Annotated in this window: 22 protein-coding genes; 16 read left to right on the forward strand and 6 right to left on the reverse strand. The window is 56.0% G+C overall.

Features of this window, described 5'->3' with window-relative positions:
- The first annotated feature begins 13 nt into the window (after positions 1-13).
- The 5 genes from phoR to proY all read left to right on the forward strand — a co-directional run bounded on the left by phoR (position 14) and on the right by proY (position 6,817).
- Positions 14-1,327 carry a phosphate regulon sensor histidine kinase PhoR gene (gene phoR / locus QLG08_RS10950; protein WP_013024845.1) on the forward strand — a complete coding sequence of 438 codons (1,314 nt, stop codon included), beginning with the start codon at positions 14-16 and terminating at the stop codon, positions 1,325-1,327.
- A 19-nt stretch (positions 1,328-1,346) separates the two neighbouring features.
- Positions 1,347-2,267 (forward strand): PstS family phosphate ABC transporter substrate-binding protein, encoded by a 921-nt coding sequence (locus QLG08_RS10955; RefSeq protein ID WP_282472909.1) that lies wholly within the window; start codon positions 1,347-1,349, stop codon positions 2,265-2,267.
- Positions 2,268-2,586: 319 nt separating this feature from the next.
- Positions 2,587-3,690: a cobalamin-independent methionine synthase II family protein gene (locus QLG08_RS10960; protein WP_013024847.1), complete on the forward strand. Its 1,104-nt coding sequence runs from the start codon at positions 2,587-2,589 to the stop codon at positions 3,688-3,690.
- Positions 3,691-4,080: 390 nt separating this feature from the next.
- Positions 4,081-5,400, forward strand: a complete 1,320-nt coding sequence (brnQ, locus tag QLG08_RS10965; RefSeq protein WP_282472910.1) for a branched-chain amino acid transport system II carrier protein — start codon at positions 4,081-4,083, stop codon at positions 5,398-5,400.
- A gap of 70 nt (positions 5,401-5,470) precedes the next feature.
- Complete coding sequence (gene proY, locus QLG08_RS10970) at positions 5,471-6,817, forward strand: proline-specific permease ProY (protein ID WP_013024849.1); 1,347 nt, start codon at positions 5,471-5,473, stop codon at positions 6,815-6,817.
- A 239-nt stretch (positions 6,818-7,056) separates the two neighbouring features.
- On the opposite strand, the gene QLG08_RS10975 is transcribed toward proY, so the two are convergent.
- The 3 genes from QLG08_RS10975 to QLG08_RS10985 form a co-directional block, all read right to left on the reverse strand.
- A complete protein-coding gene (locus QLG08_RS10975; RefSeq protein WP_282472911.1) occupies positions 7,057-8,325 on the reverse strand; it encodes a histidine-type phosphatase in 1,269 nt (422 codons plus the stop codon).
- Complete coding sequence (locus QLG08_RS10980) at positions 8,325-9,137, reverse strand: inositol monophosphatase (RefSeq protein ID WP_015700848.1); 813 nt, start codon at positions 9,135-9,137, stop codon at positions 8,325-8,327. Before QLG08_RS10980 ends, QLG08_RS10975 begins: the two co-directional genes overlap by 1 nt.
- A 220-nt stretch (positions 9,138-9,357) precedes the next feature.
- Entirely contained in the window at positions 9,358-9,939 is a 582-nt protein-coding gene (locus tag QLG08_RS10985) for an ACP phosphodiesterase (RefSeq protein WP_015700847.1), read from the reverse strand.
- A 101-nt stretch (positions 9,940-10,040) separates the two neighbouring features.
- Between QLG08_RS10985 and queA the strand changes: the two genes are divergently transcribed.
- The 5 genes from queA to secF are packed head-to-tail and all read left to right on the forward strand — an operon-like array spanning position 10,041 to position 15,488.
- Positions 10,041-11,111 (forward strand): tRNA preQ1(34) S-adenosylmethionine ribosyltransferase-isomerase QueA, encoded by a 1,071-nt coding sequence (gene queA / locus QLG08_RS10990; RefSeq protein ID WP_014593059.1) that lies wholly within the window; start codon positions 10,041-10,043, stop codon positions 11,109-11,111.
- Positions 11,112-11,155: 44 nt separating this feature from the next.
- On the forward strand, positions 11,156-12,304 hold the full coding sequence (tgt, locus tag QLG08_RS10995; RefSeq protein WP_013024854.1) for a tRNA guanosine(34) transglycosylase Tgt: 1,149 nt from the start codon (positions 11,156-11,158) through the stop codon (positions 12,302-12,304).
- Positions 12,304-12,636: a preprotein translocase subunit YajC gene (gene yajC / locus QLG08_RS11000; protein WP_006117993.1), complete on the forward strand. Its 333-nt coding sequence runs from the start codon at positions 12,304-12,306 to the stop codon at positions 12,634-12,636. Before tgt ends, yajC begins: the two co-directional genes overlap by 1 nt.
- Positions 12,637-12,661: 25 nt before the next feature.
- A complete protein-coding gene (secD, locus tag QLG08_RS11005) occupies positions 12,662-14,509 on the forward strand; it encodes a protein translocase subunit SecD (RefSeq protein ID WP_013024855.1) in 1,848 nt (615 codons plus the stop codon).
- A 10-nt stretch (positions 14,510-14,519) separates the two neighbouring features.
- Complete coding sequence (secF, locus tag QLG08_RS11010; protein WP_014606451.1) at positions 14,520-15,488, forward strand: protein translocase subunit SecF; 969 nt, start codon at positions 14,520-14,522, stop codon at positions 15,486-15,488.
- Between the two features lie 55 nt (positions 15,489-15,543).
- On the opposite strand, the gene QLG08_RS11015 is transcribed toward secF, so the two are convergent.
- Positions 15,544-16,101, reverse strand: coding sequence for a DUF3251 domain-containing protein (locus QLG08_RS11015; RefSeq protein ID WP_013024857.1), 558 nt, complete (start codon positions 16,099-16,101; stop codon positions 15,544-15,546).
- 528 nt (positions 16,102-16,629) lie between these two features.
- Between QLG08_RS11015 and nrdR the strand changes: the two genes are divergently transcribed.
- From nrdR to pgpA, 6 genes are all read left to right on the forward strand, one after another.
- Positions 16,630-17,079 (forward strand): transcriptional regulator NrdR, encoded by a 450-nt coding sequence (gene nrdR, locus QLG08_RS11020; protein WP_006117986.1) that lies wholly within the window; start codon positions 16,630-16,632, stop codon positions 17,077-17,079.
- Between the two features lie 3 nt (positions 17,080-17,082).
- Positions 17,083-18,186, forward strand: a complete 1,104-nt coding sequence (gene ribD, locus QLG08_RS11025) for a bifunctional diaminohydroxyphosphoribosylaminopyrimidine deaminase/5-amino-6-(5-phosphoribosylamino)uracil reductase RibD (protein ID WP_019106645.1) — start codon at positions 17,083-17,085, stop codon at positions 18,184-18,186.
- A gap of 90 nt (positions 18,187-18,276) precedes the next feature.
- Positions 18,277-18,747 carry a 6,7-dimethyl-8-ribityllumazine synthase gene (gene ribE / locus QLG08_RS11030; RefSeq protein WP_014593064.1) on the forward strand — a complete coding sequence of 157 codons (471 nt, stop codon included), beginning with the start codon at positions 18,277-18,279 and terminating at the stop codon, positions 18,745-18,747.
- Between the two features lie 19 nt (positions 18,748-18,766).
- Entirely contained in the window at positions 18,767-19,186 is a 420-nt protein-coding gene (nusB, locus tag QLG08_RS11035; protein WP_014593065.1) for a transcription antitermination factor NusB, read from the forward strand.
- 54 nt (positions 19,187-19,240) lie between these two features.
- Positions 19,241-20,218: a thiamine-phosphate kinase gene (gene thiL, locus QLG08_RS11040; RefSeq protein WP_014606449.1), complete on the forward strand. Its 978-nt coding sequence runs from the start codon at positions 19,241-19,243 to the stop codon at positions 20,216-20,218.
- Entirely contained in the window at positions 20,205-20,702 is a 498-nt protein-coding gene (gene pgpA / locus QLG08_RS11045; RefSeq protein WP_013024863.1) for a phosphatidylglycerophosphatase A, read from the forward strand. Before thiL ends, pgpA begins: the two co-directional genes overlap by 14 nt.
- Positions 20,703-20,853: 151 nt before the next feature.
- Here pgpA and QLG08_RS11050 read toward each other — a convergent pair whose 3' ends face one another.
- Both QLG08_RS11050 and dxs read right to left on the reverse strand, forming a co-directional pair.
- Positions 20,854-21,828 (reverse strand): aldo/keto reductase, encoded by a 975-nt coding sequence (locus QLG08_RS11050; RefSeq protein WP_028714886.1) that lies wholly within the window; start codon positions 21,826-21,828, stop codon positions 20,854-20,856.
- Between the two features lie 77 nt (positions 21,829-21,905).
- Positions 21,906-23,771: a 1-deoxy-D-xylulose-5-phosphate synthase gene (gene dxs, locus QLG08_RS11055; protein WP_014593070.1), complete on the reverse strand. Its 1,866-nt coding sequence runs from the start codon at positions 23,769-23,771 to the stop codon at positions 21,906-21,908.
- Positions 23,772-23,784 lie beyond the last annotated feature (13 nt).

The following is a 23,784-nucleotide window of genomic DNA, read 5'->3' on the forward strand; positions in this document are numbered from 1 at the left end:
CGGAGCTTTAACCGTGCTGGAACGCCTCTCCTGGAAGAGATTACTGTCCGAACTGGTGCTGGCGTGTCTGCCTGCGCTGGTGCTCGGCCTGCTGTTCGGCTATTTGCCGTGGCTGCTGTTACTGAGCGTAGTCGGTATTTTACTGTGGCATTTTTACAACCTGATGCGCCTGTCTCACTGGCTGTGGCTGGATCGCACGATGACGCCACCGTCCGGACAGGCCAGTTGGGAACCGCTGTTTTACGGGTTGTATCAAATGCAACTGCGCAACCGGCGGCGGCGGCGCGAATTAGGTAATCTGATTAAGCGGTTTCGCAGCGGCGCGGAGTCGCTGCCGGACGCCGTGATACTCACCACCGAAGAGGGCACTATTTTCTGGTGCAACGGCCTGGCCCAGCAGCACCTGGGGCTGCGCTGGCCAGAAGATAACGGGCAAAATATCCTTAATCTGCTGCGTTATCCTGAATTTTCTCGCTATCTGCGGCAACGTGATTTCGATAAGCCGCTTACGCTGGTGCTGAATAACCAGCACCACATGGAATTCCGTGTGATGCCCTACAGCGAAGGCCAGTGGCTGATGGTGGCTCGCGACGTGACCCAGATGCATCAGCTTGAAGGGGCACGGCGAAACTTCTTTGCCAACGTCAGCCATGAACTGCGCACGCCTTTAACGGTGCTTCAGGGCTATCTGGAAATGATGAATGACTCCGTCATGAATCAGCGCTCACGGGACAAAGCGTTGCACACGATGTCGGAGCAAACCCGGCGAATGGATAGCCTTGTCAAACAGCTCCTGACGCTGTCGCGCATTGAGGCGGCTCCGGCCATTAACCTGAAAGAAAAGGTTGATGTACCGGTTATGCTCAAACTCCTGCAGCATGAAGCTGAAACCCTGAGCGGCGGACGTCACGCCATCCATTTTCATACCGATCCTCACCTGAAAGTGTTTGGCAATGATGAACAATTACGCAGTGCTATCTCCAACCTGGTCTACAACGCGGTGAACCACACGCCCGAGGGGACGCGCATTGATATCAGCTGGCTGCGCAGCAAGCAGGGCGCGGTATTTACAGTCTGTGATAACGGCCCCGGCATTCCACCTGAGCACATCCCGCGCCTGACAGAGCGGTTTTATCGGGTGGATAAAGCGCGTTCACGTGCGACCGGCGGCAGCGGTCTTGGGCTGGCCATCGTGAAGCATGCGCTCAGCCATCACAATGCGCGGCTGGAGATCACCAGCATCCCGCACCAGGAAACCTGTTTTACCTTTACCCTGGCACCACGGTTGATTGTGACTAACGGGATGCAGGAGAATGCGGTTCATTAACTGCTGACGGACCGGAACGATGCGCCTTCTGTTTTTGTTGTTCTTTTCTCTCTTGCCTGCCTTGGTGCAGGCGCAGCCGGTGATGCTTTCAGGCAATCTCAGCAGCGCAGGCTCGGACACGCTCGGCTATCTGATGACCCTGTGGGGCGATGACTTTAGCCGTCAGTCACCCGGGGTAAATGTGCAGGTTCAGGCATCGGGCTCCTCAACGGCGCCAACCGCGCTGACAGCCGGATCCGTCCAGTTAGGGGCAATGAGCCGTCCCATGCAGGCGGATGAGCGCCAGGCGTTTGAGGCGCGATACGGTTATCCTCCGTTGGCCGTGCCGGTGGCGATGGACGCGTTGGTGGTGGTGGTCAACCAGCGCAATCCGCTGACGTCCATCGATCCCCACCAGCTTGATGCGTTGTTCTCCGTCACGCGTCTGTGTGGCGCACGCCAGGTGCCCGAACGCTGGGGCGATTTGGGTCTGCATCAGGCTGAGTGGCAGCAGCGATCTATCCAGCGCTATGGCCGCAACTCGGCCTCCGGCACATGGGGATTCTTCAAGCAGCAGGCGCTGTGTCAGGGCGATTTCCGCAACGACGTGGCGGAGTTTCCCGGCTCGGCGGCGGTGGTACAGGCGGTCGCCGGTGATCCGCGCAGCATCGGTTATGCCAGCTTCGGTTTTCACCTGAGCGGGGTAAAACTGCTGCCGGTTATCACAAAAAGGGGGGAAGCCGTTGCGCCCGATCCTGAATCTATCCGCAGCGGTCGCTATCCCTGGGCACGTCCGCTCTATCTGTACGTTAATAAAGTGCCAGGTAAGCCCTTACCGCCATTGTTAGCCGCCTTTCTGGAACAGGTTCTGTCTAGTGCAGGGCAGCAGCGCGTCATCGAGGCCGGCTATCTGCCGCTGTCTGAAACGCAAATGAACCTGGCGCGCGCCTCCCTCCGGTAAGTTTCACCGCTCGCCCACAGGCAAAGGGGTTACCGCCTTCGCCCATGTTTTCCCGTTCCTGCCGCACGTCTGGCAGGGACCTGTGCCGCATCAGGGGCATAAATCCCCGCCGATTGCCTCGGTGCAAACCTCAAGGGGAGCACAGTCAGAATCCGGCCTCGCAACATGAAATTATTTCATCTCAAGTGAATATTATTCGTTTGCACGTGAGCACATCGCGTGGGAATCTACATCCAGACGTTTAGCCATCTGGAAGGCTAAAATAACATTGTGTAACTATTCCCGCCCGAAATTATCTGGCCGGTGACCAGGAGTGATCATGCAAAGACAAACCGCCCCGTTTCGCGCCGACACCGTTGGCAGCTTTCTTCGTCCCGCCGCTATTAAGCATGCCCGCGAAAAATTTCATGCGGGTGAGATCGGCGCTGATGAACTGCGCGATATTGAAAACGACGCGATTCGGGACGTGGTCGCGAAGCAGCGTGAAAATGGCCTTAAGGTCGTGACCGATGGCGAATTTCGCCGCGGCTGGTGGCATTTTGACTTTTTCTACGGTCTGAAAGGTGTTGAGCATTTTGAAGCCGAGCAGGGCATTCAGTTCAACGGCGTGCAGACGAAAGCGCACGGCGTAAAAATCACCGGCAAACTGGGTTTTGACGGGCATCCGATGCTGGATCATTTTCGTTTCCTGCAGAGCGTAGCAGGCGATGCGGTAGCCAAAATGACGATTCCCAGCCCGAGCGTGCTGCATTTTCGCGGCGGCCGAAAAGTCATCGACGCTGACGTTTACCCCGATCTCGATGTGTACTTTGACGATCTGGCACAGACCTACAAAGAGGCGATCAAAGCCTTTTACGACGCGGGTTGTCGCTACTTACAGCTGGACGATACCGTCTGGGCCTACCTTTGTTCAGACGATCAAAAGCGTGAGATCCGCGAACGTGGCGACGATCCAGACCAGCTGGCCCGCACCTACGCGCGCGTGCTGAATAAGGCGTTAGAAGGGAAACCGGCCGACCTGACCGTGGGCCTGCATGTGTGCCGTGGCAATTTCCGCTCCACCTGGATTTCTGAAGGTGGCTACGAGCCGGTGGCCGAGATCCTGTTCGGCTCCGTGAATGTGGATGCGTTTTTCCTTGAATACGACAATCATCGCTCTGGCGGATTCGAACCACTGCGGTTCATCAAGCCCGGCCATCAGCAGGCAGTGCTTGGCTTAATTACCACGAAGGTGGGTGAACTGGAAGATGCCGAACAGGTGAAAGCGCGCCTGCAGGAAGCGACCCAGTACATCAGCCTCGATCAGATTTGCCTCAGTCCGCAGTGTGGTTTTGCCTCGACGGAAGAGGGCAACAGCCTGAGCGAAGCAGAGCAGTGGCAGAAGATTCGACTGGTCGTGAACGTCGCGAATCAGGTCTGGTGATAGCAGAATATGTGCAGCGTGGCGCAATAAATGCGCCACTTGTGCATACAAACCCGACTTTATGCTGATATTTACCATCGCTTGTTTATTTTTAAAGCACATCATCTGATGCCGTTGCAGAGAATATTGATGTGATCCTCTAATATTGATTCAAATTGCGAAATAACCCTCTGGTTTTCCGATCCCGTATTGCCTTTCTTCGCTATAAACGTTTTACTTACCGCCGTTGTCGATTTATCCCTCTGTGAACAGAAAAAAAGCAGCTTAAATCACCTGCGCTAGACCAGACGCTGCGCATAATGCGCTCTCATCATCTGGTCGGTCGTTGTATTAACGCAGCGAGGGGGCAACGCAAACTTATCTTTCATCGCAACATCAGTGACAGGCCGTATGACACATCGTTTAACCGTTAAAGACATTCTCGCGCTGGGCTTCATGACGTTTGCCCTGTTTGTTGGTGCGGGTAACATCATCTTTCCTCCCATGGTGGGTATTCAGTCAGGCGAACATGTCTGGGTGGCCGCTATTGGTTTTCTGCTTACCGCAGTCGGTCTGCCCGTTATCACCGTGATCGCGCTTGCGCGCGTCGGCGGCGGGATTGATGCCCTGAGCACGCCCATCGGCAAAGTTGCGGGTGTGGTTCTGGCCACGGTCTGCTATCTGGCGGTAGGGCCGCTTTTTGCCACGCCGCGTACCGCCACGGTCTCATTTGAGGTGGGCATTGCTCCACTTACCGGCGATGGCGAGCTGCCGCTGTTTATCTACAGCCTGATTTACTTTGTGCTGGTGATGGTGATTTCCCTCTATCCTGGGAAATTGCTGGATACGGTCGGCCATTTTCTGGCACCGCTAAAAATTGCAGCCCTGACGCTGCTGGGCGTCGCGGCTCTGCTGTGGCCGGCGGGAGGAACGATTCCTGCGACGGCGGACTATCAGCGCGCCGCATTTTCCAGTGGTTTTGTTAACGGCTATCTCACCATGGATACGCTGGGCGCAATGGTCTTCGGCATTGTCATCGTCAACGCAGCACGTTCGCGAGGGATTGATAATGCGGCGCTGTTAACCCGTTACACGGTTTTAGCCGGGGTTATCGCCGGCATTGGTTTGACCCTGGTTTACCTTAGTCTGTTTAAACTGGGCGCAGGCAGTGGTGCATTAGTGGATCAGAATGCCAACGGTGCGGCAATTCTCCATGCTTACGTTCAGCAGACCTTTGGTGACATGGGCAGCTTCTTCCTTGCCGCCCTGATTTTTATTGCCTGTATGGTGACCGCGGTAGGCCTGACCTGTGCCTGCGCAGAGTTTTTCGCACAGTATTTGCCCTTGTCTTACAAAACGCTGGTCTTTGTACTGGGCCTGTTCTCGATGGTGGTATCGAACCTGGGGCTGAGCCATCTGATTCAGATTTCGATTCCGGTGCTGACGGCTATTTATCCGCCTTGTATCGTGCTGGTCGTGCTGAGTTTTACGCTGAACTGGTGGAATAAAAGCAGCCGTATTATCGCGCCGACTATGCTGGTCAGCCTGCTCTTTGGTATCCTTGACGCCATCAAAAGCACCGGGTTTACAGCAGCGTTACCCGCATTGAGTCAGCATCTGCCGTTAGCCGACCAGGGCCTTGCCTGGTTGCCGCCATCACTGGTGATGTTGTTGATTGTGGCGCTGGTCGATCGGTTAAAAGGGGCTGAACAGGTGTCGGTTCACTCGTAACGGCTAAGATTGATTCTTCTTTAACCACGGGCTTGCCCGTGGTTTTTTCATTTCACAGGTACAGGTTGTTATGCAAGAAACCAACAAGCTCAAACGCGGACTGAGCACGCGCCACATCCGTTTTATGGCGCTGGGATCGGCGATCGGCACCGGGCTGTTCTACGGCTCGGCGGACGCCATCAAAATGGCGGGCCCCAGCGTGCTGCTGGCCTATATTATTGGCGGTGCGGTGGCGTACATCATCATGCGCGCGCTGGGGGAGATGTCGGTCAATAACCCTCAGGCCAGCTCTTTTTCCCGCTATGCGCAGGATTATCTCGGGCCAATGGCGGGTTACATCACCGGCTGGACCTACTGCTTTGAAATTCTGATCGTGGCCATCGCCGATGTCACCGCGTTCGGGATCTATATGGGCGTCTGGTTTCCGGAGGTGCCGCACTGGATCTGGGTGCTGAGCGTGGTGCTGATCATCGGCGCGGTCAATCTGATGAGCGTGAAGGTGTTTGGTGAGGTGGAGTTCTGGTTCTCTTTCTTTAAGGTCGCGACCATTATTGTGATGATTCTGGCCGGGTTTGGCATGATCGTCTGGGGGATTGGCAACGGCGGCCAACCGACCGGTATCCATAACCTGTGGACCAATGGCGGCTTTTTTGCCCACGGTATCGTTGGGATGTTGCTGTCGCTGCAGATGGTGATGTTTGCCTACGGCGGCATTGAAATCATCGGTATTACGGCGGGTGAGGCCAAAGATCCGGCAACCTCTATCCCACGCGCTATCAACTCGGTTCCGATGCGTATCCTGGTGTTTTACGTGGGCACGCTGTTTGTCATCATGTCCATTTACCCGTGGAATCAGGTCGGCACTAACGGCAGCCCGTTTGTTCTGACGTTCCAGCATCTGGGCATTGCCGCCGCCGCGTCTATCCTGAATTTTGTTGTGCTGACCGCCTCGCTGTCGGCGATTAACAGCGATGTCTTCGGCGTGGGGCGTATGCTGCACGGCATGGCTCAGCAGGGCCATGCACCCAAAATGTTTATGAAGGTCTCTAAACGCGGTATTCCCTGGGTGACGGTGGTGGTGATGATGTTCGCCATGTTGATTGCGGTATATCTCAACTACCTGATGCCAGAAAAAGTCTTTCTGGTCATCGCCTCGCTGGCGACCTTTGCCACCGTTTGGGTCTGGATCATGATTCTGCTGTCGCAGATGGCGTTTCGACGCAAGATCGGCAAAGCGGCCGCCCGGACGTTAACCTTTGCCTTGCCCGGTGGAAGCTGGACGGCAGGCGCAGGCGTGGCGTTTTTATGTTTCATCATTGGACTGATCGGCTATTTCCCGGATACCCGCGTTTCGCTGTATGTCGGGATGGTATGGATCGTGGTGCTGTTGCTGGGCTATAAGCTGGTGCGCAAATAACCCAGGCTTGCTGTCCCGGTCCCGATATGTGCGGGGTTGGGACAGCCAATAATGACCGGCAACACAAAATAAAATCGGCGAAATGACTCGCCGAAACGGGACAGGGCAAGTGAAACAAACAGAGGGATGATTGACAAAATCATGCTAATGCAAAATGCATCCCCGTTAAATAAGTTGCCGTAAAATAAGACAAATGCCAGCGCGCACATCAGCGTAAACGCCCGGCCTGTCTGGGTTCATTAGCCCGAAGGCGGCAAGATCATGCTGACCGGAGCCATCGCGTCGTTATCCAGGTGTTTACCCAACTGCGTCAGGGCAGCCTGCAACGGGCACAGCGTCCCGACTGCGGTGATTTGACATCCGGGCTGCCGCCACTCCTGACGTAAAAGCGGATGGCTGTCGTTCACGGGTTGTAACTGACGCAGGCCGTCCAGACTTTGTGCCTGAAAATAGAGGCGCAGGAAGCGCTGATGCGTCTTACTGTCGCGCCAACGTTCCAGTACCAGACTGCTGCCGGGGGGGATATTGCCCCGCGTATAACCAGGCAGTTGCCATTCAAATCCCATTAAGCGGCGCACCATCGCAATGTTGGTGTCATGTGCCACCAGAAGCAGCCAGCGCACGTCAGGGTCGTTACCTTTAATGGCCTCAAGCATCTGGGACAGCAGCAGGGAACCGTGACGTTGTGCCATATAGAGCACGTCATTGCTGAGATCATAATTAGTGGTGAGCAGAGGAAGCAGAGCGGTGATCTGCCGGGCAGAGGTGATGTGTCCCCATGCCAGTTTCGCGAAAGGGAGGTTCTCGCTGTAGCCCAAACGCAACGTCTCGACCATGGCGGCCATGGCGCTAAGGCCCTCAACATAGAAGCTTCCGCTTTTCGTCTGTTTCAACGCCCACGGACGATCGAAAAAGGGGCAATCGCTGCCGGGCCGGCATACCGACTGTTTAAGCAGCGTGATCGCGGGCTGAAGCTGCTGCTGACGCTGCGCTAAATCCCCGGCCGCGTGACGTTTTGCCTCCCATTCACGTTGAGGATCTGTATGGGCAAAGGGCAGTTTCTCGGTTTGAAAGAGAGGATCGATGTCGCCGGCGACGGTATGAATCGCCACGCCACAGCCGGGAAACGCGCCATCCACCAACGCCTCGGCAGTCGCCCGCGTGCGCTGCAGCGGGCTGGCACGGACATAGATCGCCTTCGCGTCAGGGCAACCTGCGTTAAGTAAACCCAACTGGCGATAGTGGTCGCCTTCCCAGCGGGCCTTATTGACGACCGCGCTGTAGCCATGGCCCGTCAGTTCGCCGTCCGCCGTGCTCCAGACGTACCACGGCTGCTGGCTTGCCGCTTCAATCTCTGTGCGGTTACCCGGCGTCGGCGGACGTACCCCGTGTCGGCTCAGCTCCACGACTTTCTCAAGTTGGTACTCGGGGGCGGCGTACAGCGGCCCCGCCAGGAGCCAAAAAGTGCAGAGCATAAACCAATGTCGGGGCAGGTAGGCAGACATCATCAATCCTCAATTTCGTGCGTGGCGAGCAGCGCTTTAATTTGCGGATAGATTACCGCATTCGCCAGCAAAACAGGATTGCCCTTTTTCAGGCCGTCGTTGCGCAAATAATCGTTAGTCACCCCACCGGCCTCGCGCATCAATACGATGCCCGGCAGGCCGTCCCACGGATGCATATGCGCTTCATAATAGCCAATCAAGCGACCTGCAGCGGCCCAGGCACTGGTTAACGCGCCGGAGCCGATGCGAATAAACATCCCGCCTTGCCTGAGCAGGGCATCGATGAGCTGCGTCACGTGCTCTCCGGGAATCCGACTGGAATTACTGATTCCCAGCAGGCCCTCATTAAGCTGTTGGGCTTTATGCACCTCAAGTCGGGTATCGTTGAGCCAGGCACCACTGCCTTTGCGGGCATGAAACAGTTCGTGATGATTGGGATCGCAAATCACGCCCACGACGGGCTCACCGTCGCAAACAATTGCCAGCGATACGCACCAGTTATGCAACCCGTTCACAAAACAGGCGGTGCCATCGATGGGATCGATCACCCATACAATACGGGCACCCTGAGTGTCACCGCCGCTCTCTTCTCCCAGAACGGCATCATCAGGATAGCGCTCCGAAATCAGTGACTTAATTAATTCTTCAACGTTGCGGTCAGCGTCACTGACCACATCCTGAAGGTCCCTCTTATGTTCCACCACCAGTTTTTGACGCTGTTGATACCATGACCAGGCGCGGCTTGCGGCCGCACGGGCGATTTCGCAGGCGTAATGATAGCGCGCGTCAATCTCAGAATGCGAAGCGGATGACATGTTTCCCTCTTATGATTTTTAAAACATATCGGATAAAGGAAGCGCCTGAACAGGCGGTCTGACAGTGAGAGCATCGTGAATCATAGTTAAGCAAGACTTATTAAGCCGCAGACCGGAACCAATGGCAATACGGCCGTGCTACTGACTGCGCGCTTTTTCAGCGTTACAGGTTTGTGGTGCGATGAAATGCGCTCACAAACCTGACGCCGTCAGGGGAAGGTTACAACTGTTGATCGGCTGCCAGCTGCATCAGACGCGGATAAAACTGAAAAAAGCAGGCCTCAAACGCGGAGTAATGCGCCGTAAAATCGTGATAAGAGTCGCGCAGGGCGGCCAGCCTGGGGCGACGGCTCGCCATGCCATTCAGTACCCGTTCGAGACGTTCCGGGTCGGCGTAATGTTCGAACCAGCGTTCACGCCACATTACGGCATTGAGCGCTTTAAATTCGTCGGGTGTGGCAGCCAGCTGCGGAACAATTTCGCTTTCGGCGTTGGCCGAAAATTGTTGTAGCGAGTGCGCCTGATGGAAGCGATCCCAGTGACGCGCCAGAAAATGGTCCCAAACGACATCCAGCGTAATGGGCGCAACGCGGTAGGTTTCTGCCCGAAAAAGCTGGCGTGCCTCACGCACTTCCGGCAGGGCATCGGTCATGACATCAAGCCGGCGATGCATCAGAATGCCGTCGGCCACCGGTTTGGGCCAGTGTTGATGCGGCGCACCGCGAACAAAATCCGCCATCAGATTGCCGAGGAGTGAGCTGTCTGCAAGATGGGCTAAGTGAAGATGAGCAAGAAAATTCATGCGCTATTATAAGCGCAACTCGCTTTGCGCAGCCAGTTGTTCAGAATTGTGCGATTTTCCGCTAAACTGTGCCGCCTGTTTTTCTGAGTAAGAAGTCTTTCATGCGTGTCGCCGATTTTGCTTTTGAATTGCCCGAATCCCTTATCGCCCATTACCCTCAGGCGCAGCGTAGCGGTTGTCGCTTGCTGTCGCTGGACGGCCCGAGCGGGGCGCTGGCCCATGGCGTTTTTACCGATGTACTGGACAAGCTTCAGCCTGGCGATCTGCTGGTGTTTAACAACACGCGCGTGATCCCGGCCCGGGTGTTCGGGCGTAAAGCAAGCGGCGGCAAAATTGAAATGCTGGTCGAGCGCATGCTTGATGACAAGCGCGTGCTGGCACACGTTCGGGCGTCCAAAGCGCCGAAGCCTGGCGCAGAATTACTGCTGGGCGACGATGAGAGCGTGAAAGCCACGATGGTCGCGCGTCACGATGCGCTGTTCGAGATTGCATTCGAAGACGATCGTGCCGTGCTGGACATTCTCAACAGCGTAGGCCATATGCCGCTGCCGCCGTACATTGACCGCCCGGATGAAGAAGCGGATCGCGAGCTTTACCAGACGGTCTACAGCGCGCGCCCTGGCGCCGTGGCGGCACCGACCGCCGGCCTGCACTTTGACGAACCCTTAATTCAGGCGCTAAAAGACAAAGGCGTTGAGATGGCTTTTGTCACCTTGCACGTTGGGGCAGGGACGTTCCAGCCGGTACGCGTAGAGACGATTGAAGAGCACCATATGCACGCCGAATATGCGGAAGTGCCGCAGGAGGTGGTGGATGCGGTGCTGGCCTGCAAAGCGCGCGGCAACAAGGTGGTGGCGGTAGGCACCACCTCGGTACGTTCGCTGGAAAGCGCAGCCAAAGCCAGTCAGGATGCGCTGATTGCGCCATTCTTTGATGACACCCAAATCTTTATTTATCCGGGCTATGAGTATCAGGTAATTGATGCGCTGATCACCAATTTCCACTTGCCCGAATCGACGTTGATCATGCTGGTCTCGGCCTTTGCCGGTTATCAGCACACGATGGCTGCTTATCGTGCGGCGGTGGCGGAAGAATACCGTTTCTTCAGCTACGGCGACGCGATGTTTATCAGCAAAAACCCCCAGGCGCCGCTGGAAAAAGTGGGCGCCTGATCTGTTTACTTTGAACATCGGACTGTTTCTCCGATGGAGGTCTTGTGAAATTTGAGCTTGATACCACAGACGGTCGCGCGCGTCGCGGTCGTCTGATTTTCGATCGTGGCGTGGTGGAAACCCCGGCCTTTATGCCCGTGGGCACCTATGGCACCGTGAAGGGCATGACGCCGGAAGAAGTGCAGGAAACCGGCGCGCAAATTATTTTGGGCAACACCTTCCACCTCTGGCTGCGTCCCGGCCAGGAAATCATGAAGCTGCACGGCGATTTGCATGATTTTATGCAGTGGAAAGGCCCTATTCTGACCGATTCCGGCGGCTTCCAGGTCTTCAGCCTGGGCGATATTCGTAAGATCACCGAAGCCGGCGTCCATTTCCGCAACCCGATCAACGGCGATTCTATCTTCCTCGATCCGGAAAAATCGATGGAGATCCAGTACGACCTGGGATCGGACATCGTGATGATCTTTGATGAGTGCACGCCGTACCCGGCGGACTGGGATTATGCCAAGCGCTCCATGGAGATGTCTCTGCGCTGGGCACAACGCAGTCGCGACCGTTTTGACAGCCTGGGTAACAAAAATGCGCTGTTTGGCATTATTCAGGGTTCGGTTTACGAAGATTTACGTGATGTCTCTGTGAAAGGTCTGGTAGAGATCGGCTTTGATGGGTACGCTGTGGGCGGCCTGGCGGTCGGTGAACCGAAAGAGGATATGCACCGTATCCTTGAGCATGTTTGCCCGCAGATCCCAGCGGATAAACCGCGTTACCTGATGGGCGTGGGTAAACCTGAGGATCTGGTTGAGGGCGTACGTCGCGGCGTGGATATGTTTGACTGCGTCATGCCAACGCGCAATGCGCGCAATGGCCACTTATTTGTGACCGATGGCGTGGTAAAAATTCGCAATGCCAAGCATAAAGATGATGTTTCGCCGCTGGATGCAGAGTGCGATTGTTACACCTGTCGCAATTACAGCCGCGCGTACTTGCATCATCTTGATCGCTGTAACGAAATACTGGGCGCGCGTCTCAACACGATTCATAACCTGCGCTACTACCAGCGTCTGATGGCGGGTTTACGCCAGGCTATCGAAGAGGGTAAATTAGAGCGCTTTGTTAGCGAGTTCTACCAACGGACGGGCAAAGCGGTTCCGCCTTTAACGTCTGATAATTCATCAATGAGGGAAATTTAATGAGCTTTTTCATTTCTGACGCTGTGGCTGCAGCAGGCGCACCGTCTCAGGGAAGTCCGTATTCTCTGGTGATCATGCTGGTCGTCTTCGGCCTGATCTTTTACTTCATGATCCTGCGCCCGCAGCAGAAGCGTGCAAAAGAGCATAAGAAGCTGATGGATTCTATCTCCAAAGGTGATGAAGTCCTGACGAATGGTGGCCTGGTGGGTCGCGTAACCAAAGTGGCAGAAACCGGCTACATTGCGATTGCGCTGAACGACACTACTGAAGTGGTTATTAAACGTGATTTCGTGGCTGCCGTCCTGCCGAAAGGTTCTATGAAGGCGCTGTAATTTTTACTTCCCTAAGGGAACTGCCGTGTTAAATCGTTATCCTTTGTGGAAGTACATAATGCTGGTCGTGGTGCTTGTCATTGGCCTGGTGTATGCACTTCCCAACCTTTATGGTGAGGATCCGGCTGTTCAGATCACTGGCGCGCGCGGAAGCGCCGCCAGTGAGCAAACGTTGGATCAAATTCAGAACGTATTAAAACAAGACAATATTCAAAGTAAGTCTGTTGCGCTGGAAAATGGCGCGATTACCGCGCGTTTTGCCAATACGGATGTGCAACTGCGTGCCCGCGAAGCGATCATGAAAGCGCTGGGCGAAAACTATGTGGTCGCGCTTAACCTTGCACCGGCCACGCCGCGCTGGCTGACGCTGCTGGCGGCACAGCCCATGAAGCTTGGCCTCGATCTGCGTGGTGGTGTGCACTTCCTGATGGAAGTGGATATGGACACTGCCCTGAGCAAACTGCAAGAGCAGAATGCTGACAGCCTGCGCAGCGACCTGCGCGAAAAGAATATCCCTTATACCAACGTCAACAAGATTGCTAACTACGGCGTGGAAATTCGTTTCCGTGACGCAGCCAGCCGCGATGCTGCGGTTAAGTGGCTATCCTCGCGTCATCAGGATCTCGTCATTAACAGCAGTGGCGATGATGCCCTGCGCGCCACCATGACCGATGCCCGCCTCAGCGAAGCACGTGAATATGCAGTTCAGCAGAACATTACTATCCTGCGTAACCGTGTAAACCAACTGGGTGTTGCAGAACCGCTGGTACAGCGTCAGGGTTCTGACCGCATCGTGGTTGAACTGCCAGGTATTCAGGACACCGCGCGCGCCAAAGAAATTTTAGGTGCGACGGCGACGCTGGAATTCCGTCTGGTTAACACCAGCGTGGATCCTACCGCCGCTGCCAGCGGCCGTGTACCGGGTGATTCTGAAGTGAAAGACATGCGTGATGGACGCCCTGTGGTGCTCTATAAACGCGTGATCCTGACCGGTGACCACATTACCGATTCCACATCCAGCATGGATGAGTACAACCAGCCTCAGGTGAACATTTCACTGGACGGCGCGGGCGGTAATATCATGTCTAACTTCACCAAGGACAACATCGGTAAGCCGATGGCGACCCTGTTTGTGGAGTACAAAGACAGCGGCAAGAAAGATGCTAACGGTCGTGCCATTCTGGTGAAACAGGAAGAGGTGATCAACGTCGCCAATATTCAGTCTCGCCTGGGTAACAGCTTCCGCATCACCGGTATCAGTAACCCGAACGAAGCACGTCAGCTGTCGCTGCTGCTGCGTGCCGGTGCGCTGATTGCGCCTATCCAGATTGTGGAAGAGCGGACTATTGGTCCAACGATGGGGCAGCAGAACATTACTCAGGGTCTGGAAGCCTGCCTGTGGGGCCTGGTCGCCTCTATCCTGTTTATGGTGCTGTACTACAAGAAAGTTGGCCTGATTGCCACCAGCGCACTGCTGGCAAACCTGGTACTGATTGTCGGTATCATGTCACTGCTGCCGGGCGCCACGCTGACGATGCCTGGCATTGCCGGTATCGTGCTGACGCTGGCGGTGGCGGTCGATGCCAACGTACTGATCAACGAGCGTATTAAAGAAGAACTGCGTAACGGGCGTAGCGTGCAGCAGGCAATTCATGAGGGCTACAAAGGCGCCTTCTCCAGTATTGTCGATGCTAACGTCACCACCCTGATCAAAGTGGTGATTCTGTATGCGATCGGTACGGGTTCCATTAAGGGCTTTGCGATTACAACGGCTATTGGTATTGCGACCTCAATGTTCACATCGATTGTCGGTACCCGCGCCATCATTAACCTGATGTACGGTGGCAAGCGCATCAAAAAGCTGTCTATCTGAGGAGTGCGTTGTGGCACAGGAATATAACATTGAGCAGTTAAACCATGGCCGTAAAGTCGTCGACTTTATGCGCTGGGATACGCTGGCATTTATCATTTCGGGACTGTTAATCATCATCTCGATTGCCATTGTTGGCGTACGTGGTTTTAACTGGGGTCTCGATTTCACCGGCGGTACGGTGATTGAGATCAACCTGGAAAAACCCGCTGACCTCGACACGATCCGTGCCGAGCTGGTCAAGGCGGGCTTTCAGGAGCCGCTGATCCAGAACTTTGGTAGCAGCCGCGACGTGATGGTGCGTATGCCGCCTGTCACGGGGCCTGCAGGCACAGAGTTAGGCAACAAAGTGGTCACGGTGATTAACCAGACCACCCAGCAAAACGCCACGGTAAAACGTATCGAGTTTGTTGGACCGAGCGTGGGTAGCGATCTGGCGCAGGCCGGAGCGTTGGCTCTGCTGTCGGCACTGATTGCGATCCTGATCTACATCGGTATTCGCTTTGAGTGGCGCCTGGCGCTGGGTACGGTGCTGGCGCTGGCGCACGACGTGATCATCACCTGTGGACTGCTGTCGCTGTTCCGGGTTGAAGTCGACCTCACCATCGTGGCCTCGCTGATGTCGGTTATCGGTTACTCGCTTAACGATAAAATCGTGGTTTCGGACCGTATTCGTGAGAACTTCCGCAAAATTCGTCGCGGCTCTTCTTACGACATTACCAACGTGTCCCTGACCCAGACGTTGAGCCGTACCTTGATCACCTCGCTGACGACGCTGGCGATGATCCTGATCCTGTTCATCTTTGGTGGTGCGCTGCTGAAAGGCTTCTCGCTGACCATGCTGATCGGTGTCACCATTGGTACGATTTCGTCGATCTACGTCTCTTCAGCACTGGCGTTGAAGCTGGGCATGAAACGCGAACACATGCTGGTACAGAAAGTGGAGAAAGAGGGCGCAGATCAGCCTTCAATCCTGCCGTAATCGTTGCATGATAAAAAAGCCGCCAGTTCAGACAACTGGCGGCTTTTTTTTGTCTTTATGGTGTGGGTACAGCCGTTTTGGCCAGTACCTGATGAATCCGCACATAGCCAAGCTGGTCCGGCGTAATACCGCCCAGGCGCAACGGCACAATGACCGAACTGCGTGGCGTCAGCGAGGCGGGAATCCGGATGGTTTGCGTCAGGCTGTCGGCCTCAAGCGGTTTACCGGTCGCGGGATCGAGCTGGCCCCAGACTACGGTAGCCTCCAGCCCCGGCAGCGGCGTATTATCCCGCGTCTGTAGGGTCAGGTTAGCGCGTGAGCCGTTGGCTTCAGCCTCAACACGCGATAAAGACAAGCGAAGCGTGCCGGCCTGGGTTTGTAATTCAACGGGCGTATTGGCCTGAGGTAATAACCAGGCACCCTGTTGCGAATGTCCGTTAAGCTGCCCCTGAATCTCCACCGCGCTTGCCTGGCTGGTAAGCCGCTGCATCTGCTGGTTCAACTGACTAACTTCCTGATGAAGTTGTTTAACCTGTGGCTGCCCGGCCGTTGTGCTGCAACCGCTCAACAGCATCAGTGAGAGGGCGGCGGGGGCCCAAACCATCCTGATCATTATTTATCCTTATCCGTTATAAAGAAATGGCCAGAAACTGTCCGGGTGAAGGTTATCCGGTGTGGCTTCTGTGTTTCATTAATATTCATGGCATGGCTCTGTCCGGTTTCGCCTGGGTAACCTGAAAGGGCCAACAGCACGTTATCTTCCAGGTTAGCGATGTCGTCAAGCCTGTCCTGAGCGGCCAGACGGCGGTTTGTTCGTTAACGGAATTGTCTGAACGGCAGGGGAGCCGAGTCAGCCTTCTCCCGTTGTCCCGCTCAGGCAAAGGCTGCTGCCGTAATGCGCTGAAGCTGTTACGGCCCGTTCACGCGTTCCTGTGTGTGTGCCGGTGTCTCTGGTGAGGGAGGCTGGCGGTGTGCTCACCACATCCCGCCTGCGGCTCTGTAAGTGTCGTGCTGTTTAACGTCGCTGGCCTGTTGCCCGCTCAGGCTGTGAGGCAGGCAGGGGAAAGCACGGGAATCGATTTTGTTGACCTGCAGTTCGCGCTACACTGTATAACCCATTTATCTCGTGTCAGGAAACGTCATGCATTGCCCATTCTGCTCCGCTGTAGACACTAAAGTGATTGATTCTCGTCTGGTTAGTGAGGGTTCGTCAGTGCGGCGCCGTCGTCAATGTCTGGTGTGCCATGAGCGTTTCACTACGTTTGAAGTGGCTGAACTGGTGATGCCGCGCGTGGTGAAAAGCAACGACGTGCGTGAGCCTTTCAATGAAGACAAGCTGGCCAGCGGCATGATGAAAGCGCTGGAGAAGCGTCCGGTCAGTGCGGATGCCGTTGAGAGTGCGGTAAGCCATATTAAAACCCAACTGCGGGCGACAGGAGAACGTGAAATCCCCAGCAAGCTGATTGGCAACCTGGTGATGGACGAGCTGAAGAAGCTCGATAAGGTAGCCTATATCCGCTTTGCTTCTGTTTACCGCAGCTTTGAGGACGTGCGTGATTTTGGCGAAGAGATTGCCAGATTACAGGATTAAATCATGACCGATGAACGCTATATGGCGCGCGCGCTGGAGTTGGCGCGCCGCGGCCGTTTTACCACCACACCCAATCCCAATGTAGGCTGCGTCATTGTGCGTGACGGTCAGATTGTTGGGGAAGGCTGGCATCAGCGCGCCGGGGAACCCCATGCGGAAGTGCACGCGTTACGTATGGCGGGGGACCGCGCACGTGGCGCAACCGCCTATGTGACGCTGGAACCCTGCAGTCACCACGGGCGCACGCCGCCCTGTTGTGATGCATTAATTGCCGCAGGTGTAACCCGCGTGGTGGCGGCCATGCAGGATCCCAATCCGCAGGTAGCCGGACGGGGATTACACCGCCTGCATCAGGCGGGCATTGAGGTCAGCCACGGGCTGATGATGCAGGAAGCGGAAGCCCTGAACCGTGGTTTTCTGAAACGCATGCGTACCGGCTTTCCCTGGATACAGTTAAAACTGGGTGCCTCGCTGGACGGCCGCACCGCCATGGCCAGTGGGGAAAGCCAGTGGATCACCTCGCCGGCGGCCCGGCGCGACGTGCAGCGGCTGCGCGCCCAGAGTTCCGCCATCCTCAGCAGCAGTGCAACCGTACTGGCGGATAATCCCTCGTTAACGGTGCGCTGGTCAGAACTGGACAGCGAAAGTCAGCGCCTGGTGGATGAAGCCGAGCTACGTCAGCCGGTAAGAGTGATCGTCGATAGCCAGAATCGCGTAACGCCGCACCACAAACTTATTGAACAATTAGGCGAAACCTGGCTGATGCGCCAGCAGGTCGACGATCGGCACTGGCCGGAAACGGTGACGCAGATTCCTGTTCCACTGCGCGACAGCCAGCTGGATTTAGTGGCGCTGATGATGGTGCTGGGCCAGCGGCAGATTAACAGCGTCTGGGTGGAAGCCGGCGCGACGCTCGCGGGCGCGCTGATTCAGGCCGGACTGGTGGATGAGCTGATTGTGTATGTTGCGCCGAAATTACTGGGCAATGACGCGCGTGGCCTGTGCCAGCTTGCGGGGTTAACGCAGTTGGCCGATGCGCCGGTCTTTGCCTTTCGCGATCTCCGTCAGGTCGGCGATGATGTGCGCCTGACGCTGACACCGCAATAACGGAGGCGGAAAAGCGAGAGCACGCCGCCAAAGAGTATGTTAGAATCCGCCCCCCTGCGCGGGGCCAAACAAACCCCTGAAAGGATATGTATGAAAGTTATCGAAGCTGCCGTTGCAACGCCTGAGGCAAACATTGCCATCGTTATCGCGCGTTTTAACAACTTTATCAATGACAGCCTGTTAGACGGCGCGGTTGATGCCCTGAAGCGCATTGGCCAGGTCAGCGATGACAATATCACCGTCGTCTGGGTTCCAGGCGCTTATGAACTGCCGCTGGCAGCCCGTGCGCTGACCAAAACCGGCAAGTACGACGCCGTGATCGCGCTGGGTACCGTAATTCGTGGTGGCACTGCTCACTTCGAATATGTCGCAGGTGAAGCCAGCTCCGGTATTGCCAGCGTTGCCATGGACAGTGATATTCCGGTGGCATTTGGCGTACTGACGACTGAAAATATCGAGCAGGCCATTGAGCGTGCTGGAACGAAAGCGGGTAATAAAGGTGCCGAAGCGGCCCTGACCGCGCTTGAAATGATCAACGTATTGAAAGCCATTAAAGCCTGATTTTTGTAAGGGGAATTTTGTGAAACCTGCTGCTCGTCGTCGCGCCCGTGAGTGCGCTGTCCAGGCGCTTTACTCCTGGCAGTTGTCCAACAACGACATTGCCGATGTGGAATACCAGTTTCTGGCGGAACAAGACGTCAAAGACGTCGACATTACCTATTTCCGCGAACTGCTGTCCGGTGTGGCGACCAACAGCGCGTACCTGGATGGCCTGATGAAGCCGTATCTGTCGCGTCAGCTCGAAGAGCTGGGACAGGTTGAAAAAGCCATTCTGCGTATTTCGCTGTATGAATTGAGCAAGCGTTCTGATGTGCCCTATAAAGTGGCCATCAACGAAGGTATTGAGCTGGCGAAAGTGTTTGGTGCCGAAGACAGCCATAAATTTGTCAACGGCGTACTGGATAAAGCCGGTCCACAAATCAGACCCCAACGCAAATAATCAATAAGGCCGGCTTGCCGGCCTTTTTCATTAATGGTTAAGCGGAACGCAATTATGTCATGTGGTGAATTTGAACTCATCGCACGCTACTTCAATCGCAGAACGCGTAGCCGCCGTGATGTCGAACTCGGCATTGGCGACGATTGCGCGTTGCTTAGCGTGCCCGAAAAACAGACGCTGGCGGTCAGCACCGATACGCTGGTTTCCGGCGTCCATTTCCTGTCTTCCATCCATCCTGCGGATTTAGCGTATAAATCTCTGGCGGTAAACCTGAGCGATTTGGCCGCGATGGGAGCCGATCCTGCCTGGCTGACGCTGGCCATGACCTTGCCTGACGTGAATGAAACCTGGCTCAGCAGCTTTAGCGAAAGCCTGTTTGACCTGCTGGAATACTACGACATGCAGCTGGTGGGCGGCGATACCACGCGTGGCCCCCTCAGCCTCACGTTGGGGATTCATGGCTTGATTCCCCACGGCAAGGCGCTGAAACGCTCGGGCGCCAGGCCGGGTGACTGGATCTACGTGACCGGTACGCTGGGCGACAGCGCTGCCGGGCTGGCGTTATTACAGCATCACTGCCGCATTGACGATCCGGCGATACACGAAGCCCTGATCAAGCGCCACCTGCGCCCAATGCCGCGCATTTTACAGGGACAGTCGCTGCGTTCCCTGGCGTCATCCGCCATTGATTTATCGGATGGACTCATCTCCGATCTTGGCCATGTACTGAAAGCCAGCGGCTGTGGTGCACGGTTGAATCTGGATGCGCTGCCGCTCTCTTCTGCACTGCGTGAAAACTTTGATGCCGAACAGGTGCTGCGCTGGGCGCTCAGCGGCGGAGAAGATTACGAGCTGTGCTTTAGCGTGCCGGAAGTCAATCGTGGCGCGCTGGATGTGGCGCTGGGGCATCTTGGCGTGCCTTATACCTGCATTGGCCAGATGGCACCGGAGTCAGAAGGGCTGTCACTGCTGGAAAACGGTAAACCCACGGAATTCCGTCATAAAGGATTCGACCATTTTGACCTCAGATAAAACCCTTGCGAAAAGCCGCCTGCGCCTGCGCAATCCCTGGCATTTGCTGGCGACCGGCTTCGGCAGCGGCCTGAGCCCGTTTATGCCCGGAACGGTAGGATCGCTGGCCGCCATTCCGTTTTGGTGGCTCATGACCTTGCTCCCCCATGATCTCTACTCGCTGGTGGTCTTGCTGGGCATTAGTGTGGGCGTTTACCTTTGCCATCGCACCGCCAAGGATATGGGCGTGCATGACCACGGCAGCATTGTCTGGGATGAGTTTATCGGGATGTGGATTACCCTGATGGCGATTCCGGTCAACAGCTGGCAATGGGTGGTGAGTGGTTTTGTTCTGTTCCGCGTGCTCGATATCTGGAAACCCTGGCCGATTCGCTGGTTCGATCGTAACGTGCATGGCGGTATGGGCATCATGGTAGATGATATTATCGCCGGTATTATCGCGGCGGCGATGCTGTACGCGACGGGCGTCTTTTTGGCCGCTTAAGCTTGCCACACCGGGCCTCTACAGCGAAAAACCCCGCCCGTTCTCCCTCATTTCGTCGTTCAGCATGATGGCCGTTCCCCTGCGGGAACGGTCTACCGCTTTGCCTGTCGGACAGCGCATAGCGCCGCATGCAAAACGCTTCACAACCCGCTTACTGATAACCCGTTGCCGGGTGCGGTTGATAGGCCTCTTCCAGATGGGCGATCTCGTCCCCGGTCAGTTCCACATTGACGGCATTAGCCAGCTCGGCGAACTGCCCGGCGCGCGAAGCACCGATGATTGGGGCGGTGACGGCGGGTTTGCTGAGTAACCATGCCAGCGCCACCTGCGCACGCGTCACGCCTTTGTCCGCCGCAACCTGTGCCAGGCGCTCGGCTATCATCGCGTCGTTCTCCTCGGTTGTGGCATAGAGCGAGGGAATGACGTCATCCGATACGGATCGTGCGGTGGTTTCTCCCCAGGGGCGGGTCAGTTTGCCGCGTGCCAGGGGGCTCCAGGGCAATACCGCAATGTTTTCCCGCAGACACAAAGGGTGCATCTCCCGCTCTTCTTCACGTTGAATCAGGTTGTACTGATCCTGCATGCTGACAAAGCGTGCCCAGCCCTGTTGGTCCTGCAGGGCTAAGGCCTGAGCAAACTGGTGGCTATGCATTGAGGAGGCGCCGATGTAGCGCGCTTTACCAGACTTCACCACTGCGTCAAGGGCTTCCAGCGTCTCTTCCAGCGGGGTGTCATAGTCCCAGCGATGAATTTGCAGAAGATCGACATACTCCATATCCAGCCGTTGCAGGCTGTCGTCGATAGATTGCAGAATGTTCTGGCGAGATAAGCCCTGCGAGAGATTGCTCATGGGAAAGAAAACTTTGGTGGCAACGACCACCTCATCACGTCGGGCAAAATCTTTGAGCGCCCGGCCCACAATCTCCTCGCTACTGCCGTCAGAATAGCTGTTCGCGGTATCAAAAAAATTGATCCCTGCTTCCAGCGCCTGCTGGATGAGCGGACGGCTGCTCTCTTCCGGAAGTGTCCAGGCGTGCTTGCCGCGATCGGGTTCCCCAAAGGTCATACAACCCAGGCAAAGCCGGGAAACCGTTAAGTCAGTGTTCGCTAATTGAATGGTTTTCATGAAGACTCCTGCTATGTCTAACCCAGGGGATTAAGCATAGCAGGAATGACGCGCTCCACAGTGCGCGGGCAGGGGACCTACTGCGCCAGCCAGCGGCTGATCTGCTGTTGAATACCGTCAATGTCCAGTTGGTAGTCGTGGCGCATTTCTTCCTGAGTACCAGGCGGAATAAACTCATCAGGCAGGCCGATATTCAGCACGGGCACGCCCAGGCGTTTAGCCATGACAAACTCATTCACGCCGCTGCCTGCGCCGCCTTTAATCGCGCCTTCTTCCAGCGTAATCAGGGACTCATGACTGGCCGCCAGTTCGGCGATCAGTGACGTATCCAGCGGTTTCACGAAGCGCATGTCCACAAGCGTTGCGTTCAGCGCTTCCGCCACCTTGCTCGCTTCCGGCAACAGCGTACCGAAGTTGAGGATGGCCAGTTTTTCGCCCTGACGTTTTACCACGCCTTTACCCAGCGGCAGGCTTTGCAGCGGTGTCAGCGCAGCACCGGTACCGGTACCGCGCGGATAACGTACCGCGGCCGGGCCATCCTGATAGTGATAACCGGTATACAGCATCTGGCGACATTCATTCTCGTCGCTTGGCGTCATAATCACCATGTCCGGCACGCAGCGCAGATAGGCGAGATCGAACGCGCCCTGGTGCGTCTGCCCGTCAGCGCCGACGATGCCGCCGCGATCGATGGCAAACAACACCGGCAGTTTCTGAATTGCCACGTCGTGGATGACCTGATCGTAGGCGCGCTGCAGGAAGGTGGAGTAGATGGCCACCACCGGTTTGTAGCCCCCAATCGCCAGGCCAGCGGCGAAGGTCACCGCGTGCTGTTCGGCAATGGCAACGTCAAAATACTGGTTGGGGTATTTGCGAGAGAAACCGACCATGCCTGAACCTTCACGCATGGCAGGCGTAATTGCCATCAGCTTCGTATCGTGAGCGGCCATCTCACACAGCCAGTTGCCGAAAATTTTGGAGTAGCTCGGCAAACCTTCGGCGCTTTTTGGCAGCTCACCGCTGGCGACGTCAAATTTCGGCACAGCATGCCAGGTAATAGGATCCTGTTCTGCCGGCGCGTAGCCTTTGCCCTTTTTGGTCATAATATGCAGGAACTGTGGCCCTTTCAGGCTGCGCATATTACTCAGCGTATTTACCAGCGTCAGCACATCATGGCCGTCCACCGGGCCGATATAGTTAAAACCCAGCTCTTCAAACAGAGTTCCGGGCACAACCATGCCTTTCAGATGCTCTTCGGTACGCTTCACTAATTCTTTAATCGGCGGCAGGCCGGTCAGAACACGCTTGCCGCCTTCACGCAGACGCGCATAGGTTTTGCCCGAGAGGATCTGCGCCAGCCGGTTGTTCAGCGCCCCGACGTTCTCTGAAATCGACATTTCATTGTCATTCAGAATCACGAGCATATCCGATTTGATATCGCCTGCATGGTTCATGGCTTCAAACGCCATGCCCGCAGTAATGGCACCATCACCGATAACGCAGGCCGTGCGGCGGCCTTTGCCTTCACGTTCGGCCGCCGCAGCCATGCCCAGTCCGGCACTGATGGAGGTCGAAGAGTGGCCCACGCTCAGCACATCGTATTCACTCTCGCCGCGCCAGGGAAACGGATGCACACCGTTCTTTTGGCGAATAGAGCCAATGCGATCGCGGCGTCCCGTTAAAATTTTGTGCGGATAAGCCTGATGACCGACGTCCCACACCAGGTGATCGAACGGCGTGTTATAGACGTAATGCAGCGCCACGGTCAGCTCGACCACGCCCAGGCCCGACGCAAAATGGCCGCTTGAGCGGCTCACGCTGTCTAATAAATACTGGCGCAGCTCGCTGCAGAGCGCAGGCAATTTCTCTTTTGGCAGGGCTCGCAGCGCCTGAACCGTTTCTGCCTGCGCCAGTGTCGGGTATTTTGTAATATCAAAACTCATCAGTGACTCATCA

Origin of the sequence: Pantoea sp. V106_11 (assembly GCF_029967885.1) — a bacterium.
Lineage (GTDB): Bacteria > Pseudomonadota > Gammaproteobacteria > Enterobacterales > Enterobacteriaceae > Pantoea > Pantoea ananatis.